The sequence below is a fragment of the Mesorhizobium sp. B2-3-5 genome (assembly GCF_006442395.1).
Lineage (GTDB): Bacteria > Pseudomonadota > Alphaproteobacteria > Rhizobiales > Rhizobiaceae > Mesorhizobium.
This window is the reverse complement of record NZ_VFVX01000022.1, coordinates 57,902-75,617: the sequence shown is the minus strand read 5'-3', so window position 1 is coordinate 75,617 and position 17,716 is coordinate 57,902. Positions and strand designations below refer to the sequence as shown.

Annotated in this window: 17 protein-coding genes; 8 read left to right on the top strand and 9 right to left on the bottom strand. The window is 64.4% G+C overall.

The annotated features are described in order from the left end of the window. Positions 1-9: 9 nt before the first annotated feature. The 3 genes from FJ958_RS22355 to FJ958_RS22345 are packed head-to-tail and all read right to left on the bottom strand — an operon-like array spanning position 10 to position 4,810. Complete coding sequence (locus FJ958_RS22355; RefSeq protein ID WP_140745513.1) at positions 10-2,832, bottom strand: DUF4159 domain-containing protein; 2,823 nt, start codon at positions 2,830-2,832, stop codon at positions 10-12. Beyond that, entirely contained in the window at positions 2,829-3,806 is a 978-nt protein-coding gene (locus FJ958_RS22350) for a DUF58 domain-containing protein (RefSeq protein ID WP_140745511.1), read from the bottom strand. Before FJ958_RS22350 ends, FJ958_RS22355 begins: the two co-directional genes overlap by 4 nt. Next, positions 3,806-4,810, bottom strand: a complete 1,005-nt coding sequence (locus tag FJ958_RS22345) for a MoxR family ATPase (protein ID WP_140745509.1) — start codon at positions 4,808-4,810, stop codon at positions 3,806-3,808. Before FJ958_RS22345 ends, FJ958_RS22350 begins: the two co-directional genes overlap by 1 nt. A 143-nt stretch (positions 4,811-4,953) precedes the next feature. Between FJ958_RS22345 and FJ958_RS22340 the strand changes: the two genes are divergently transcribed. Genes FJ958_RS22340 through FJ958_RS22330 form a run of 3 tightly spaced genes read left to right on the top strand, consistent with a single transcriptional unit; the run spans position 4,954 to position 7,474 of the window. Further along, positions 4,954-5,583, top strand: a complete 630-nt coding sequence (locus FJ958_RS22340) for a DUF1285 domain-containing protein (protein ID WP_140745542.1) — start codon at positions 4,954-4,956, stop codon at positions 5,581-5,583. After that, positions 5,583-6,215: a CoA pyrophosphatase gene (locus FJ958_RS22335; RefSeq protein ID WP_140745507.1), complete on the top strand. Its 633-nt coding sequence runs from the start codon at positions 5,583-5,585 to the stop codon at positions 6,213-6,215. The genes FJ958_RS22340 and FJ958_RS22335 overlap by 1 nt, the downstream gene beginning before the upstream one ends. Then, positions 6,212-7,474, top strand: coding sequence for a CCA tRNA nucleotidyltransferase (locus tag FJ958_RS22330; protein ID WP_140745505.1), 1,263 nt, complete (start codon positions 6,212-6,214; stop codon positions 7,472-7,474). Before FJ958_RS22335 ends, FJ958_RS22330 begins: the two co-directional genes overlap by 4 nt. A gap of 103 nt (positions 7,475-7,577) precedes the next feature. Here FJ958_RS22330 and FJ958_RS22325 read toward each other — a convergent pair whose 3' ends face one another. The 4 genes from FJ958_RS22325 to hemF form a co-directional block, all read right to left on the bottom strand. Beyond that, positions 7,578-8,558, bottom strand: a complete 981-nt coding sequence (locus FJ958_RS22325) for a S8 family serine peptidase (protein ID WP_140745503.1) — start codon at positions 8,556-8,558, stop codon at positions 7,578-7,580. Between the two features lie 86 nt (positions 8,559-8,644). Next, the gene (locus FJ958_RS22320) at positions 8,645-9,223 is read right to left on the bottom strand and encodes a hypothetical protein (RefSeq protein ID WP_140745502.1); all 579 of its coding nucleotides are present in this window, start codon (positions 9,221-9,223) and stop codon (positions 8,645-8,647) included. Between the two features lie 293 nt (positions 9,224-9,516). Continuing rightward, a complete protein-coding gene (locus FJ958_RS22315) occupies positions 9,517-9,702 on the bottom strand; it encodes a DUF1059 domain-containing protein (RefSeq protein WP_140745500.1) in 186 nt (61 codons plus the stop codon). Positions 9,703-10,105: 403 nt separating this feature from the next. After that, on the bottom strand, positions 10,106-11,020 hold the full coding sequence (gene hemF / locus FJ958_RS22310; protein ID WP_140745498.1) for an oxygen-dependent coproporphyrinogen oxidase: 915 nt from the start codon (positions 11,018-11,020) through the stop codon (positions 10,106-10,108). A 214-nt stretch (positions 11,021-11,234) separates the two neighbouring features. On the opposite strand from hemF, the gene FJ958_RS22305 reads away from it, so the two are divergent. After that, positions 11,235-11,492, top strand: coding sequence for a hypothetical protein (locus FJ958_RS22305; RefSeq protein ID WP_023770299.1), 258 nt, complete (start codon positions 11,235-11,237; stop codon positions 11,490-11,492). Here FJ958_RS22305 and soxR read toward each other — a convergent pair. Together soxR and FJ958_RS22295 are read right to left on the bottom strand one after the other, a co-directional pair. Next, a complete protein-coding gene (soxR, locus tag FJ958_RS22300) occupies positions 11,489-11,935 on the bottom strand; it encodes a redox-sensitive transcriptional activator SoxR (RefSeq protein WP_140745496.1) in 447 nt (148 codons plus the stop codon). The genes FJ958_RS22305 and soxR overlap by 4 nt on opposite strands. A 159-nt stretch (positions 11,936-12,094) precedes the next feature. Then, a complete protein-coding gene (locus tag FJ958_RS22295; protein WP_140745494.1) occupies positions 12,095-12,553 on the bottom strand; it encodes a tRNA (cytidine(34)-2'-O)-methyltransferase in 459 nt (152 codons plus the stop codon). A gap of 470 nt (positions 12,554-13,023) precedes the next feature. Here FJ958_RS22295 and FJ958_RS22290 point away from each other — a divergent pair, with 470 nt between their 5' ends. From FJ958_RS22290 to FJ958_RS22275, 4 genes are read left to right on the top strand one after another with little or no spacing between them, the layout of a single operon-like run. Next, positions 13,024-13,419 carry a hypothetical protein gene (locus FJ958_RS22290; RefSeq protein WP_140745492.1) on the top strand — a complete coding sequence of 132 codons (396 nt, stop codon included), beginning with the start codon at positions 13,024-13,026 and terminating at the stop codon, positions 13,417-13,419. Positions 13,420-13,447: 28 nt separating this feature from the next. Continuing rightward, a complete protein-coding gene (locus FJ958_RS22285) occupies positions 13,448-15,349 on the top strand; it encodes an ABC transporter ATP-binding protein (protein WP_140745490.1) in 1,902 nt (633 codons plus the stop codon). Positions 15,350-15,359: 10 nt separating this feature from the next. Then, complete coding sequence (locus tag FJ958_RS22280; RefSeq protein WP_140745488.1) at positions 15,360-17,243, top strand: ABC transporter ATP-binding protein; 1,884 nt, start codon at positions 15,360-15,362, stop codon at positions 17,241-17,243. Positions 17,244-17,247: 4 nt separating this feature from the next. After that, on the top strand, positions 17,248-17,715 hold the full coding sequence (locus FJ958_RS22275; RefSeq protein ID WP_140745486.1) for a GNAT family N-acetyltransferase: 468 nt from the start codon (positions 17,248-17,250) through the stop codon (positions 17,713-17,715). Position 17,716 lies beyond the last annotated feature (1 nt).

The following is a 17,716-nucleotide window of genomic DNA, read 5'->3' as shown; positions in this document are numbered from 1 at the left end:
AACCTCATCCTACTGCCCCAGCCGTTCGAGCAGTATCGGCACATGCACCTGGTCGGATTTGTAGTTTCCGGTCAGCATGTACATCATGATATTGACCCCGGCGCGCAACGCATACATGCGCTGCATCGGGTCGGCCGGCACGGTCGGCAGCAGAGGGTCGTCATTCTCGTCGACCGCCCAGGCGCCGGCGAAATCATTGGCGGTGATCATGATCGGCGAAACGCCGTCGCCAGTGCGCACCGGCCGGTTGTCGGCATTGCTGGCGTCAAGCGATGCCTCGACCCAGAGCGGGCTGCCAGCGAAACGGCCGGGAAATTCCGGCAGGATGAAGAAGGATTTAGTCAGCACGTGATCCGAGGGCACCGGCTCCAGCGGCGGCACGTTGAGGTTGCCGAGGATGTCGCGCAGCCGTTCCGTCGCCGGGCTGGTGGAATCGGCGCCGATGCCGTTGGCGAACTGGTCGCGCGTGTCGAACAGCACCGTACCGCCCTGCTGCATATAGGCATCGATGCGGGCGATCGCGGCCTGGCTCGGCATGGGCGCCGCCGGATTGATCGGCCAGTAGATCAGAGGATAGAAGGACAGTTCGTCCCTCGATATGTCGACGCCGGCCGGCGCGCCCGGTTCCAGGGCGGTCTTCTCGATCAGGAAGCGGGTCAGGCCCTCGAGCCCGGCGCGGCTGATCGAATCGTCGCCCGGCACGCCGGTCAGCACATAGGCGATGCGGGTCTTCGAGATCGCCGCGATCGCGGCCTCGTCGCCCGGCTTGGCATCGTCGGCGCGGACGAGATCGGCATGGCCGAACAGCGCGCCAAGCGCAATCAGGATCGCCGCGGTGGTTGTGGCCGCGCCGGCACGGCGCGGCCGGCGCGAAAACAGGCCGCCCATCCACAACACCGCCAGCGTGTCGAGCAGCATCAGCACCAGGGCTGCCGCGACCAGCCCACCCTTCAGGTTGCGCGATTCATCGAAGGCATACTGGATCGTGGTGACCGGCACGGTAATTTGCGGGCGCGCCAGCGGCTCGAACGTGCTCGCGGCATCAAGCAGGTTGTGAGCGAAGACGCCGGTCTCCGAGCCATAGAGCCCGGGTGGATTCTCGAAAGTCACCCGCAGTGCGCCGGCGCCTGGCACCAGGGGCCGCGCATCCGGCGTCGGCGGCACCAGCGAGCCATCGGCCGCGATCATGCGGTAGGGCGCCAGCGACGTGGCGGCGGCTTCGGCATTGGCGATCGCCGCACCCTGGTTGCGCGACAGCTGCACGATGCGGCGCAGCATCTCGACGAAGCTGCCGGAGATCGGCAGGTTGGACCAGGTCGCCTCGGGCGTGACGTGGAACAGCACCACCGTGCCCTTGCCCTTCTTCAGGCCGGTGACCAGCGGCGTGCCATCGGCAAGGGCCGCCCAGGTGCGCTCGACGATGTCGGGTGTCGGCTCGGCCAGCACCTGCCTGCTCACCGTGACCTCGGTGGGCGGCGCCAGGTCGGCGAAGGGGCCGGCCTTCGGAAATTCGGTAACCGGCTGTGGCGAGGTCCACGACAGCGCGCCGCCGAGCGAGCGCTCGCCGGTGCGCAGGCGGACCGGCAGCAGGTCGTCGTCATTGCCGGCGGCCGCCAGCCGCGAGCCGGCGAAACGCACCAGCGTGCCGCCATTATCGACCCAGTCGACCAGCCTTTGGCGGACCTGCGCCGGAATGGTGCCAATATCGGCCATGACGATCATCGCCGGCTTCTGGTCGAGTATCTGCGGGATGGCGTCGGCGAGATCGGCGCTGGAGGGTTCGACCAGATCGGCGAAAGGCTGCAGCGCGCGCCTGATGTAGTAGAGCGGCGACAGGAGCGGCTGCGCCTGGTCGGCTTCGGCTTGCGACAGCAGCCCGACGCGGCGGCGCTTGGAGCTTTCATCCAGTACGCGCACCGCACCGGCGTGGCGCTCGCCGTCGAGCGCGATCGAGGCGAAGTCGTTGCGCAGCTCGAACGGTACCGTCATGGTGCCCGTGGCGGTGGCTTCGCCGGGCGCGAAGGTCAGCGTCGCATCGGCGATGCGGCGCCCCTTGTCGTCGAAAGCGCCGGCGGTGACCTGCGCCGGCGCCGGATCGCCCGGCGCGCGGATGGCGGTCAGCGCAAAGCCGTCGACCTGATTGTCGGCCGCGGTCAGGCCGGTCAAGGAAAGCCGGTCCGCGGTGGCCCAGACGACGCGGGCGGCATTTTTCGACAAGAGCGTGTTGAAGGCGGCCTCGTCGCCCTTTGCCGCCAGGCCGTCGGCGAGCACGGCGACGCTGGCGCCGGGCAAGGTCTCCAGCACGCCGGCGACGCGGGCATAGACAGCGGGCCGGTCGGTCGGGATCGGCCGAGGCTTGGCGGCACGCAGCCGGTTCAGCGCGGCGGCGGCATCGAAGGGGCCGATCTCCGCATTGGGCTTTTCGGCGGTGAAGGCGAGGATGACCGGCACGCCGTTGGAGCCGGCATCGGCGATCAGCCGTTCGGCGGTGGCGACGCGCTTGCTCCAGTCGGCGGCACTGGCCCAGTCATTGTCGACGACCAGCGCAAGCGCGGCACCCTCGGCCGGCAATTTCTCGCGCGGATTGAAGACCGGTTCGGCCAATGCCGCCACGACAAGGGCGGCCATAAGGAGTCTGAGCAGCGTCAACCACCAAGGGCTCTGCTGCGGCGTCTCCTCGCGCTTCAGCACGCGCGCCAGGATCTTCAGCGGCGGAAAGACCTCGACCTGCGGCTTGGGCGGCGTCAGCCTGAGCAGCCACCAGATCACCGGCAGCGCCAGCAGGCCCCACAGCACCATGGGAGCACCAAAGGAGAGTGGCAGCCAGCTCATGCGACGGCCTTTCCAGGCTGACCGGAGGTCGGCCCGGCACGACCAGAGGTCAGCCCAGGCTGACTGCCGGTCAGCCCGGCATAAGAGCCGTCGGCGGTCATTGCCATGTGCAGGCGCACCAGGGCGTCGGAAGCCAGCCGGTCGGTGTGGTTGACGGTGAAGCTCCAGCCGAGCCGTTTGCACCAGCCGGCCAGCTCCTGGCGGCGGGCGGTGTAGAGCAGGCGGTATTCATCGCCCAGCATCTCGGCGCGTCCTGCGGTCAGCTTGTCGCCGGTCTCCGGATCGGTGAACTCCGTGCGCCCGGCATAAGGGAAGGTTTCCTCGGCCGGATCGGCGACCTCGATCAGATGCGCGCGCACGCCGTGGCGGGCGAGGACGTCGAGCCAGGCCATGGTTTCCTCGACGGGATCGAGGAAATCGCTGACGATGACGATATCGCAGAAGCGCCTGATGTCGGACAGGTCGGGTTTTGCCGGCAAGTCGCCGGCATGCATCAACTGCGCGGCGATGCGCTCGGCGCCGTTGCGCGCGGTGAACGGATCGGTCAGGCCAGGCCAGGCGATGCGTTCGCCGCTGCGCGACAACAGTTCCGCCATGGCCAGCGCCAGTACCAGCGCGCGCGATTGCTTGGAGACGCTGGCGCCCGTCGACTTGTAGAGCATGGAGGGCGAGGGATCGGCCCACAGCCAGACCGTATGGGCGGCTTCCCATTCGCGGTCGCGCACGTAGGTGTGGTCGTCGCGGGCCGAGCGGCGCCAGTCGATGCGCGAGGCGTCACCCTCGACATAAGGCCGGAACTGCCAGAAATTCTCGCCGATGCCGCGTTTGCGGCGGCCATGCCAGCCGGCGATCACGGTGTTGACGATGCGGCGCGCCTCGACCAGCAGGTCCGGCACAAGCGAAGCCCGCAACCGGCCGCGGGCGAGCGCGTCGCGCGTCGCTGCCGGAGCCTGGACCTCGCCGATGCGCGCCATTAGATACCCTTGGCCAGCTTCGCCACCACGTCGCGCACGCTGGTGCCCTCGGCGCGGGCGGCGAAGGTCAGCGCCATGCGGTGCTGCAGCACCGGCTCCGCCAGCGCACGCACATCGTCAACCGAAGGCGCCAGCCGCCCGTCGTAGAGCGCGCGGGCGCGCGTGCACAGCATCAGCGCCTGGCTGGCGCGCGGTCCCGGCCCCCAGGCGACATGCTTGTCGGTCTCGGCATTGCCCTGGCCCGGACGTGCCGAGCGCACAAGGGTGAGGATCGCCTCGACAACGCTTTCGGGCACCGGCATGCGGCGGATCAGCGTCTGGATCTCCTTCAGCCGGGCGGGCTGCAATACATTGGCCGCCTTGGCGTCCTCGACGCCGGTGGTTTCCAGCAGGATGCGGCGCTCGGCCTCGATTTCGGGATAGAGAATGTCGACTTGCATGAGGAAGCGGTCGAGTTGGGCTTCGGGCAGCGGATAAGTGCCTTCCTGCTCCAGCGGGTTCTGCGTCGCCAGCACATGGAAGGGCGAGGGCAGATCATGGCGGATGCCGGCAATGGTGACGTGGTACTCCTGCATCGCCTGCAGCAGCGCCGACTGGGTGCGCGGCGAGGCGCGGTTGATCTCATCGGCCATCAGAAGCTGGGCAAAGATCGGCCCGGAGATGAAGCGGAAGGATCGCTTGCCGGTCTCGTCCTGCTCCATGACCTCGGAGCCGAGGATATCGGACGGCATCAGGTCGGGCGTGAACTGGATGCGGCGCGAATCGAGGCCGAGCACGACGCCCAGCGTCTCGACCAGCTTGGTCTTGGCAAGGCCCGGCACGCCGACCAGAAGCGCATGGCCGCCGGCCAGCAGCGCCACCAGTGTACGCTCGACGACGTTCTCCTGACCGAAGATCACCCGGCCGACCCCGTCGCGGATCCTGGAAATGTCGGCGAGCGCCTTCTCGGCCTCGGCGACCATGTCCTTTTCGTTGATCGGGCTTTCCTTGACCATCACGCTCATGCCGCATCGATCCCTTTGGCTTGGAAATACCGGCCCGCACCATACCATAGATAGCCGCGATTCGGCCTCGCGTAGCGCCTATGTTCGAATTTAAATCACTGACTTAGGCTGACAAGCGGAACAACAGTGACTATTTCGTGACCATGACGGAACACTCGCCACATCGCGAACAAAGCCTTACCGGTGCCACCGAGGCGCGGGGCCTCGAGGCGCTGATCGCGCGTGCGGCGCGCGCCGATAAGGGCGCGGCGCCGGTCGAGCGCTGGAATCCCGACTTTTGCGGTGATCTCGATATGGAGATCAAGGCTGACGGTACCTGGTTCTATCTGGGAACGCCGATCGGCCGCATGCCGCTGGTCCAGCTTTTTTCCTCGGTGCTGCGCAAGGATGCCGACGGCAGGACCTATCTGGTCACGCCGGTGGAAAAGGTCGGCATCCGCGTCGCCGATGCGCCCTTCATCGCCGTCGAGATGGATGTTTCGGGCCGCGGCGAGGAACAGATCATCACCTTCCGGACCAATGTCGGCGACGTGGTCGAGGCCGGACCGGAGCGGCCGCTGCGTTTCGTCGACGAGGACGAGACCGGAGGCCTGAAGCCCTATGTGCTGGTGCGCGGCAGGCTGGAGGCGCTGGTGGCGCGGCCTGTCATGTACGAGCTGGTCAGCCATGGCGAGGAGATCGAGATCGACGGCAGGACGATGTTCGCCGTGCGCTCCAAGGGAGCGGTGTTCGCGATCATGCCGGCCGACCAATTGAAACAGCTGAGCGCGTGATGGACCAGATGGCACCGGCGCCGTTTTCATCGGCGGATTTTCGCACGCGCTTCGCCGCGCAGCCGCAAGCGCATGCCGACGACGACTATGGCGATCACCGCTTCAATCCCGGCCACCCGCGCCTCAGCCAGAACAAGGCGCTGCGCGATGCCGCGGTGCTGATCCCGGTGGTCGATCATGTCGGCGAGGCGACGGTTCTGTTGACCAAACGGGCCGAGAAGCTGCGCAGCCATTCGGGGCAGGTGGCCTTTCCCGGCGGCACCATCGACCCGACCGACGCCAGCCCGGAAGCAACGGCGCTGCGCGAGACCTTCGAGGAGATCGGCCTCGGCGGCGATCGCATCGAGATCCTTGGCCGCATGCCCGATTATGTCGCCGGCAGCGGCTACCGCATCGCGCCGGTGCTGGGCATCGTGCGACCCGGCTTCGAACTGACCTTGAACGCCGACGAGGTCGATGCCGCTTTCGAAGTGCCGTTGCGTTTCCTGATGGACCCGGTGAACCACAAGCGCGACAGCCGCATGTGGAACGATCTCGAATGGTTCTTCTACGACATGCCCTATGGCGACAGGCGCATCTGGGGCGTCACCGCCGGCATCATCCGTACGCTCTATGAAAGGCTCTATGCGTGAGTGTATCGATTGCAGGCAGGGCCGACTGGCTCGGCGACAAGCATCTGCAGCGCCTGCTTGGCGTGCTGGCCGAGGGCGGTGAGGAGGCGCGTGTCGCCGGCGGCGCCGTGCGCAACGCGCTGATGGGCCAGGCGGTCGCCGATATCGACATCGCCACCACCTGCCTGCCGCAGGAAACCGTCCGCCGCGCCGAGGCGGAAGGCTTCAAGACGGTGCCGACCGGCATCGAGCATGGCACGATCACGGTGATCGCCGGCGGCAAGCCCTATGAAATCACCACTTTGCGCGCCGATATCGAAACTGATGGCCGTCGCGCCAGGGTATCGTTCGGCCGCGACTGGAGGCTCGATGCCGAGCGGCGCGATTTCACCATCAACGCGCTCTACGCCGAGGCTGACGGGGCGGTTGTCGACCTTGTCGGCGGCGTCGCCGACATCGAGGCGCGCCGGCTGCGCTTCATCGGCGACCCGGAGGCGCGCATCCGCGAGGATTATCTGCGCATCCTGCGCTTCTTCCGCTTCTTCGCCTGGTATGGCGAAGGCCGGCCGGACGCCGAGGGGCTGAAGGCCTGCGCCCGGCTGAAGGACGGATTGGCGCAACTTTCGGCCGAACGCGTCTGGTCCGAACTGAAGAAGCTGTTGTCGGCGCCTGATCCCTCGCGGGCGTTGCTCTGGATGCGCCAGGCGAGCGTCTTGACCGCCGCACTGCCGGAAAGCGAGAAATGGGGCATCGATGCGATCCACGGACTGACCAAGGCCGAAAAGGATCTGGGCTGGGCGGCAGATCCGATGCTGCGGCTGGAGGCGATCGTGCCGCCGGACGCCGCGCGAATGAAGACGCTCGCCGAGCGCCTCAGGTTGTCGACTGGCGAAGCAGACCGTTTGCGCCACTGGGCGGTGGCCACCGCCGTCGCGTCGAGGACGACCGAGGGCGAACTGGCGAAAAGGCTCTACCGTGGCGACCGGCAGGGGTTTGTCGATCGCCTGCGGCTGGCGCTTGCATCGGTGCGGATGCGCGCCGCCGAGGACAATGACGCGCTGCTCGAAGCTGGCGGTTTTTCGCGCCTGCTTGCCTTCGCGCTCAAATGGGAAAAACCACTGTTTCCGCTGAAGGGCGCCGATCTGACCGCGCTCGGCGCAACGCCGGGGCCGAAGCTCGGCGAAATCCTCAAGAACCTTGAGGCGGAATGGATCGAGGCGGGGTTTGCGCTTGATCGCGGCGAGCTGCTTGACCGCGCCGCAAAGGCACTCGAAACCTGAAGCGCGTCGCGTCGAAACGGATCACGCGCCGCGCTTTGGATCAGGTCTTGTCTCGATGCATGCCGTTCTCCCAAGGCCACTTTGGGAGACCTGCATTGCCCATCTACCTGATTGCCACGGGAGCCAGGGCGCGTGACAGGCTCGCTTCGCCTTTGCCATAGAGGGAAGCCCTATAGTTGACCAGGGTGTCGGTCCGAGCCGTATTGAGCAGATCGTTGGTGATCTGGGTCGGCGTGGCATTGGTGAACTTGCTGCCTATTATCGCAGCATATCCTGAAATGATCGGCGCGGCGAAGGAGGTGCCATAAAGGCCTGTCTTGCTCCCATCGACACCAACCACAAGGAAGTGGCTTTGCACGAGCGGATTGGAGCCGGCGTAGTCCGAGTACCAGGCAAGCTGCGCCTTGTTGGTTGTCGTGCCATTCGTCGACAGCGCGCCGACGAAGATTGCTGTTTGCTTGCCGATCAGGGCGAGATTGAGATAGTCCTGCTGGCCGTTCGTGACACCCCCGACCGCGACGGAGTCGTTGCCGGCCGCCTTCGAGATGATGGCCGATCCACTGCTGGCATAAGAGATGATCGAAGCCTCTTCCGGTGCCCACCCGATCTGGTTCACGCTGTAGCCCGCGGTCGTGTACATCCCGTAGCTGAGGTTTAGCACGTTACGGCCGGGCGCTAGCGAGACCGCCGAACCTGTGGAGAAGTCTTTAGATCTGATGCTCGCCCAGGGCGCGATCATGCCGGCTTCCTCGCGGGTCCATTCACCGTGCCGCTGGTTTTGAACCCCGACGCCGAAGTTACCGGAGAAGCGCGACGAACTGCTGAAGTCGTCGACGATGGTGATGGTGACGCCCTGCCCCTTATAGCCTGCCGCCCAAGCGGCGCCGACGTCGGGGCTCATCCATCCTGGTGTGGCAGCTTGCGTACGCGCGGCCGGGATTGTTGCGCTCACGCATATGGATAGGCCGCCATGGCACAGCGCGGCCATTTCGTCCGCATCGGGAGCCTCCTGTGCCGACGCGATCGGCGCCGACAGCATGGCGAAAGCGAGGGCGATACCGAATTTCAAGTGATTACCTGACATGTTCCAACTCCGGTCAAACAAGAAACTGGGACGGGCGATCGCGAACTTCGGGGCGAGATGGTTTTCTCGATCCAAGGCCTCGGCGATCAGAAACTAACACGGTAGTTCAGCCAGAGATGCTGGCTCTCCGGTTTAGCGTTAACCAGATATTTCAGCGTTTCCTCAGGTGCCATCTGGCTGGCAGCGAGGCGGCAATTGACGCTGTAGGTACCGAAGTCGCCATAATCGGCTTCGCAGGACTTTTCGGTGAGCTTGCCGCCGAAGGTGGTGGTGAGCGACAGGGAAAGCGTACTGTTCGGATTCGGGTGCATCTGGGTGAGGAAGCCAAGCTTCAGGCTGGGCTGGATCCGATACTTCTCGCCCTCCTCTCCGGTTCCAAAGCCCCAAAGGATGCCGGTATCCTCGGTGACCTGGGTCAGCAGGTCCACGTGCATGTCGACCCAGCTTGCGCGGTACCATTGGTTGAACGATACCCGGTTTCCGTTCTGCAGTTCGTAACCGCCATTGCCCAGGCCCCTCGCGCGATCGCTGAGTGGCGAGCCCTGATGGATGTCGACCAACGATGTCGTCATTTCCTGGGCAATAGCCGGGGACGCCTCAAGGAGCGCGCACAGGAGGAGCGCCGCCGAGCGGAAACTCTCTCGATTGCCGGACTTTTCGCGCATGCGCGAAACACCTCGCCTACCGATTCCGGACCAGTGCCTGATGGCGACGGGCTTCTCTTGCAGCCCGCTGTAGCCGGATTATCGGTGCGACAATGGCACGGATCGGTTACCGCCGGGTTTACTTAAGTTAAGGCGAATGTAACTTTTTTGGCCCTGCGAGGTCTGGCGGCATGACGTTCGCGATCGCGTCGAACGCCCATCGCGGACGCCGTGGCCCAACGCTGTTCTATCTGCTTTACAGCCAATCTTGAGCGCCGACGCTTATCTCTTGCCACGAACCCAAGCGCCAAGACCTACGCCGCGTCGCGAGCCTTCTGGATACGCGAACGGATCGCCTCGATCATCGTCTCGCGGATGATCGTCTCACCATGTGTCTCGCGCATGTGTTCGACGGCACGGCGCATCACTTCGGCTTCCTCGTTGGCACGGGTGTGCCAGTCACAGCCGGGAACGAGCGACCCGCAGTGAAATTCCTTCATCGGATTTCTCCCTTTCCTCCGTGGAACCCGGTCAGGCTCCAGTACCCTTTTTTGGCTCGTGGCCCGTCCGAGTTGCACCTCCGGATCATCGAGCGGGTGAGCATAACACAGATGGGGTGATGTTGGTTGCCGTCAATGGGGAAAAGGCGGAGCAGCGCTGCTCCGGTCGCGTCGGGTCGCGGCCCGGTTTTACGCAATTCCGAACGGAAAACCGTTTCCGCTCTTCCTGGAATCGCGCTCAGGCGAGCCGCCGGCGCTTCCCGACCCGGCCCGACAGATAGGCCAGTCTTTTCAAGCGCCTATTAGACGAAAAAGAAATCTTCCGCAGCGCCAGGCGCCACATTCCGCGCCCATTTCGCAGGAATGGGACAGCAATGCGGCTTACATGCCGTTCACCATTTTGTTATGGCCAGCGGACCTCCGGCGGCAGGCTGGACAGGATCGATGCGACATTGCCGCCGGTCTTCAGGCCAAAAATGGTGCCGCGATCGTAAAGCAGGTTGAATTCGACATAGCGGCCACGGCGAATGAGTTGTTCGTCGCGGTCGCCGTCGGTCCAGTTCTCGTTGAAGTTGGCGCGTACGAGGTGGCTGTAGACGACCAGGAAGGAGCGTCCGACATCCTGCACGAAGTTGAAGTCGGCATTCCAGCCGCCCTTGTCCTCGGCTGAATGCAGCCAGTCGAAGAAGATGCCGCCAGTGCCGCGCGGCTCATTGCGGTGCGGCAGGAAGAAGTACTCGTCGCACCAGGTCTTGAACTTCGGGTAGTCGGCAATGCCGGCGTTCTTCTCGCAAGCGAACTGCATGGCGCGGTGAAAGGCTGCCGTGTCGGGATCGTCCTGGGTGCGGCGGCGGTCGAGCACCGGCGTCAGGTCGGCGCCGCCGCCGAACCATTGGCTCGAGGTGACCACCATGCGCGTGTTCATGTGCACGGCCGGCACGTTGGGATTCCAGGGGTGCGCGATGAGTGAGATGCCGGAGGCCCAGAAGCGCGGGTCTTCCTCGGCGCCGGGCATCTGCTTCCTGAATTCGGGCGAGAACTCGCCATGGACCGTCGAAGTGTGGACGCCGACCTTCTCGAAGACGCGGCCGTGCATCATCGACATGGTGCCGCCGCCACCCTTGCCCGCGTCGCGTTCCCAAGGCGTCTTTTCGAAACGGCCCGGCGCCCACGAAGCCAGCGGGCCCTGAAGATCCTGCTCGATCTGCTCGAAGGCGGCACAGATGCGTTCGCGCAGCGCCTCGAACCACAGGCGTGCCTTCATCTTCTTCTCTTCGATGTCGGCGGGCAGGCCAGCCGGTATTTCGGGTCGTTCCAAGTGCCGTCTCCGGTTGCGGGCGGTGAGTCCACAAAAGACTCGTCTTTTCCGGGCGCGATCCCTAATCTCTTAGGGAACACGGTCAAGTGTCATTGCGGCACCGCGCGTCCTTTGGACGCGCAAGGAACGCCGCAAGACTTGGTTTTCGCGCATGACCCTTCCGAAACGCGGTTCCGGTTTCGGGGGCACGCGCTGCGGTGCAAGGAGTTTTTTCGTGCGCACCCCGGCAAGACCGCCGCTGGATGGCCTGAAGAAACGGCTCGACCAAAGCCGGGCCGAACGCGCGCGCATGCCGCGTGACGGTTTCCTGCGTGAGACCTTCGTCCTGCCGCGCTCCGATGCCCGCCTCAAGGCGAAAGAATGGTTCGAGCGCTTCCCCAAACAGGCCTACTGGACCGAGATCGAAAGCTGGTTCGAGCGCCCGGGCGATCTGATCGAGTTCACCATCAGGCGGCTGCCGGCGGCGGATTAGGACCCCACCAACAGCCGCCTCGCGCCGGTGCCTTCCCTTGCCAGCCGGTCGCCCTTGTTCCTGAGCGGGCATTTGTCTATCGACATGCAGCCGCAGCCGATGCAGTCGGTCAGTCCGTCTCGCAGCTTCTTCAACTGGGCGATCTTGTGGTCCAACTCGTCGCGCCATGCGGTCGACAGAAGGTTCCAGTCGTCGCGTGTCGGCGTGCGGCCCTCGGGCAGCGATGCCAGAGCCTCGCCGATCTCGGCCAGCGAGATGCCGACCTCCTGCGCGACCTTGATGATGGCCACGCGCCGCAGCACGTCGCGGGCGTAGCGGCGCTGGTTGCCTGACGTGCGGTGGCTGCGGATCAGCCCGCACGCTTCATAGAAATGCAGCGCCGACACCGCGACACCGCTGCGCCTGGCCACCTGGCCGACCGTCAATTCCGTTACAGGTGCCATGTCCCACTTTCCGCTTGACCTCAAGTTAAGTTGAGCTTGTAGCGAAGACATGTCGATTGGGCAAATAAGGAGAAGGCGATGTGCGCCTGGGTGAGAATGACTGGAGAAACCGCTGTCATCGGCGACGGCAAGGGCGGTGTCGTCGATGGGCAGCGGATCCTATCCGAGCTGCCGGACGGCTTCGCCAGCCACCATGGCGACGGAAAGCGCGACGTTGATGCTGCGCGCGGTGCCTTGCATGGGGATGATCAGCCGCGCGTCCGCCGCCTGATGGACTTGATCCGGCACGCCCGCGGATTCGCGGCCGAACAGCAATATGTCGCCGTCGGCGAAGCTGAAGCTGGTATAGGCGATGGTGGCCTTGGTCGACAGAAGCACCAGCCGGCGCGCTTCGGCCCTCCGCCAGTGCTCGAAGGCTTGCCAATCGACATGCCGGGTCAGGGCAGCCATTTCGAGGTAGTCCATGCCGGCGCGCTTGAGCGCCTTGTCGGAGAGCGGAAAGCCGGCCGGTTCGATGATGTCGACGCCAAGTCCAAGGCAAGCGGCGAAGCGCAGGATTGTCCCGGTATTGCCGGCAATGTCAGGCTGGTAGAGCGCGATGCGGAGACGACAGTTCATTTCCGCATCCTTCTAATAAGTGGCAGATCGGCCACAGCGGGCTGGCGGTTTTGGAAATTCCTGGACCTGCGGGTGGCCATTTTCTGCGAAGTCGGGTATGTCAGCACCATTGTCAACCCGAACCGATGGAGGGGTATTTCATGATGACCATGCACATCCAGCGCCCCTCCCGTGGGCTTACCTGCCTGCTGGCGGTTTCGGTACGACAATTCTCCTGACTCTCTAAGACTTGATCGCACCGATTCCCGCCGAAACGTTTTTTCGGCTCTCGAAGGAATCCTGCGATGTTTTTCAAAAAGTCAAAAGGGCTGAACGCCCCACCTGAAGACGTCCGGACCGACTTGTCCAGTCGTGTCCAGACCGATGCTCGGCATCGTGTCCGGACCGATGCAATCCGCGCCTCCGGCCGAATGCCGGCGGACGATATTGCTTCGCCTTTTCATCTCTATTTTCACACGGAGGACGGACCGATGTTCGATCCCTACAGAATACCGGGCTCGAGGAGCCTGCATATCCACCGGCTGCCGACCTGGGCGCTGCTGATCGGCGATACCTATTCGTCGGCGGTTCATGCCGAAGTCCGCCGCCGCCCGCATCGCGGCATGCTGCCGGATGTCGATTTCTCGCGTGCGGTTCCCGATCCGAGCCGGCCGTCTCTGGTGCGCCGGATCATCCGGCTGATCCGGCCCGGCGCGAAGATCCGGATTGTCGACACCACGCCGGCGGCATCATCGAACGATGCTGTCGGCGAAAAGCCCGCGAGTCCCTATATTGCGCGAAGCAGGGCCGACGGTCCGGATGATTCCGGACCGTCGGCCCCGGGCGCCATGCGGTCCGGGGACTTCGTACGTCGCCAGGCCGCCTAAGCGGAAAACAGATTCACAGGCATGACCTATGTTGTTGTTTAGCTGGTTTGAAAGAAGGCTCGATCCGTTCCCCGCGGCGGAACCGGTCGAGCCGCCCAAGACGCTGGTCGCCTTCTGCCTGCATTATACGCGCGGCGCATGGCCTTATATCCTGACCGATGCGGTGCTGGTGACGGCGATCGCCATCGCCGAAGTGTGGATGTTCGGCTTCCTCGGCCGCATCGTCGACTGGCTGTCGGGGCAGAACCGCGAAACCTTCCTGCAGACAGAGGCCTGGAAGCTCGCCGGCATGGCCTTCATCGTGCTGTTCGCGCTTCCGGGCACGGTGTGGCTGCATTCGCTGCTCAACCAGCAGACGCTGATGGGCAACTATCCCATGCGTATCCGCTGGCAGGTGCATCGCTACCTGCTCAAACAATCGATGAGCTTCTACCAGGACGAATTCGCCGGCCGCATCGCCACCAAGCTGATGCAGACGGCACTCGCCGTGCGCGAATGCGTCATCAAGGTGATCGACGTCCTGAATTACGTTATCGTCTATTTCCTCGGCATGCTGTTCATCGTCGGTTCCGCCGACTGGCGGCTGGCCGCGCCGCTTGGCGTCTGGCTGGTCGGCTATGTCCTGTTGCTGCGCTTCTTCATCCCGCGGCTGGGCAAGGTCGGCGAGGAACAGGCCAATGCGCGCTCGACCATGACCGGCCGCGTCGTCGACAGCTACACCAACATCCAGACGGTCAAGCTGTTCAGCCATTCGCGCCGCGAGGCCGCCTTCGCCAGGGAAGGCATGATGGGCTTCCTCGACACGGTCTATCGGTCGATGCGGCTGGTTACGGTGCTGTTCGGCTCGCTCTACATCCTGAACGCGCTTCTCCTGTTCTCGGTTACCGCCATCTCGCTGTGGCTGTGGCTTGGCCAGGCGGTAACGATCGGCGCGGTCGCCGTGGTCATCGGCCTGGTGCTCAGAATGTGGGGCATGTCGCAGTGGATCATGTGGGAAATGTCGGGTCTGTTCGAGAACATCGGCACGGTGCAGGACGGCATCGCCTCGATCTCGCTGCCGCGCCTGGTCGAGGACAGGCCGGATGCGAAGGAGATCACGGTTTCCAAAGGCGAGATCCGCTTCGAGGACATCCGCTTCCACTATGGCAAGCAGAAAGGCGTCATCGAAAACCTGTCGCTGGCCGTGAAGCCGGGCGAGAAGGTCGGCATTGTCGGCCGCTCGGGCGCCGGCAAGTCGACGCTGGTCAATCTTCTGCTGCGCTTCTACGACCTCGAAGCCGGCCGCATCCTGATCGACGGCCAGGAGATCGCCGGTGTGAAGCAGGATTCGCTGCGTGCCCAGATCGGCATGGTCACGCAGGACACCTCGCTGCTGCATCGCTCGGTGCGCGACAACATTCTCTATGGCCGGCCCGACGCCACCGACGAGATGCTTGTGGAGGCATCGCGGCGGGCCGAGGCGCTGGACTTCATCGGCGCGCTTTCGGACCACAATGGCCGCAAGGGATTCGACGCCCATGTCGGCGACCGTGGCGTCAAATTGTCGGGCGGCCAGCGGCAACGCATCGCCATCGCTCGCGTTATGTTGAAGGACGCCCCGATACTTATCCTTGACGAGGCGACGTCGGCGCTCGATTCCGAAGCTGAAGCAGCCATCCAGGAGAATCTCTATAAGCTCATGCAAGGCAAGACCGTCATCGCCATCGCGCACCGGTTGTCGACCATCGCCGCCATGGACAGGCTCGTTGTGATGGACCAGGGCCGTGTCATCGAGGAAGGTTCGCACGAGGAACTCGTCGCCAGGGGTGGGCTCTACGCACAGCTCTGGCAGCGCCAGTCGGGCGGGTTCCTGCTCGAGGACATCCCGACCGACGCTGCCAACGATAGTGTTGCCAACGATATTGGCGCAAAGGGGCAAGCCGCAGAATGATGGCCGCCGCATGATGACAGCCGTCTATCGGTGGTTCGAGAACTGGGTCTATCCATTCAGGGAGCCGGCGAATCTTCGGCCACCGTCCAGCGTCGGCGGTTTTCTCTGGCACTATGTCGGCCAGGCGAAGTTCGCCTTCTTCGCCATGCTGGTCATTGGCGGCATCGCGCCGCTGGTCGAGGCTGGCCTGTTCTACTTCGTCGGGCGGTTGGTAGATATTCTCGACCAACTCCCCCGCGAGCGCAGCTGGCATGCGCTGTGGACCGCCGCCGGCCCTGAGCTGCTGTTCATGATCGCGGTGGTGCTGGTCATCCGCACCGTGATCGTCGGCCTGTCGGCGTTGGTCGACGAGCAGACGATCACGCCCGGCTTCTACAATCTGGTGCGCTGGCAGGCGCACCGGCACGTCTCGCGCCAGTCCTACGCCTTCTTCCAGAATGATTTCGCCGGCCGCATCGCCACCAAGGTCTGGCAGGCGGGACAGGCGACGGGCGACCTGATGGAAAGCTTCATCGAGGTCGTCTGGTTCATGGTGGTCTACACGGCGACGACGCTGGCGCTGGTCGCCGGCCTCGATCTCAGGCTGGCGGCGCTGGTGGTGGTCTGGATCACGGCGTTCGGCTTTCTGGCCAGGCTTTATTTGCCGGCGATCCGCAAGCATGCCGAGGCTACCGCCGAGGCGGGCTCGATGATCAATGGCCGCATCGTCGATTCCTATTCGAACGTGCAGACGCTGAAACTGTTCGCGGCCGACGGTGATAACCACTACATCAGGAACGGCTTCGACATCTATCTCGACGCGCTGCGTCCCTTCACTCGCCGGCTGACCGGCGTGCGCATGGCGCTGACGACGCTGTCGGGCATCATGATCACGGCGATCGGCTGCTTTGCCGTCTATCTCTGGGTCGAAGGGTCGATCACTGTCGGCGCCGTCGCTTTCACGCTGTCGCTGGTGCTGCGGCTCAACATGCTTCTCGGCCGCCTGATGATGCAGATGAACAGTATCCTGCGTAATCTCGGCGTGCTGGAGAATTCCAAAGCGCTGATCTCGCAGCCGCTCGGGCTGGTCGATGCGCCCAATGCCAAGGAACTGGTCGTGACCGGCGGGCGCATTGATGTGAAGGGTGTCGAGTTCCATTACGGCAAGGGGTTTGGCGTGCTGGACGGCATCGACCTTGTCGTGCGTCCGGGCGAGAAGGTCGGGCTGGTCGGGCCATCGGGTGCGGGCAAGACGACGCTCGCCAATCTGATCCTGCGTCTGTACGATCTCGAGGACGGCTCCATCACAATCGATGGCCAGGAAATCTCCACGGTGACCCAGAATTCGCTGCGCGCCAGTATCGGCGTCGTCAGCCAGGACACCGCGCTGTTCCATCGTTCGCTGCGCGACAACATCAAGCTCGGCATGCCCGACGCGACCGACGCCGAGGTGATCGCGGCGGCAAAAAAGGCCGAGGCGCATGACTTCATCCTGGGCCTGCGCGACAACAGGGACCGTGCCGGCTACGAGGCCTTCGTCGGCGAGCGCGGCGTGAAACTGTCCGGTGGCCAGCGCCAGCGCGTGGCGATCGCCCGCCTCTTTCTCAAGGATGCACCGATCCTGATCCTCGACGAGGCGACCTCGGCGCTCGATTCCGACATCGAGGCGGCGATCCAGGAGAATCTGGCGAGGCTCATGGAGAACAAGACCGTCATCGCCATCGCCCACCGGCTGTCGACGATAGCGGCACTCGATCGCCTCGTGGTGCTCGACGGCGGCCGCATCATCGAGCAAGGCACGCATGACGAGCTGGTGGCGCTGGACGGGCTCTACGCGCGGCTGTGGAAGCGGCAGTCCGGCGGCTTCCTCTATCATGAGGAAAGCGTGCTGGAAGAGACGCGGCCGGCGGAGTAGGCGCATGGGTGGATCGGCGATGATCGACTATGGGGTCAGGCGGCTGCGGCCGACAACGCCGGCCTTCGACAGGCTGAAAGAAGAGAGCCGGTTGGAAGGCTATTGGATGCTGGTGCGCCTGGGGGATGGCTGGGCAAGCGGCCGCGACAAATTCCTCAAACGGGGCGAGGCGCTGTTTGGAGCATGGCATGGCGCGGAGCTCGCCGGTGTCTGCGGGCTGAACATCGATCCTTATTTCGAGGGCAGGGACCACGGCCGGGTCCGGCATCTGTTCGTCAGTGCACGTCACCGCCGCGCCGGCCTTGGCCGCATGCTGGTCGGGACCGTTATCGACCGGGCCCGCCAGTATTTCACCATGTTGAACACCAGGGCGCCGCGCGAAGCCTTCGCTTTCTATGAGCGGCTTGGCTTTGAGCGCGTGGAGGCCGAAGAATTCGTCACCCACCGCATGGTGTTCGGAAAGGGAAGCTGAA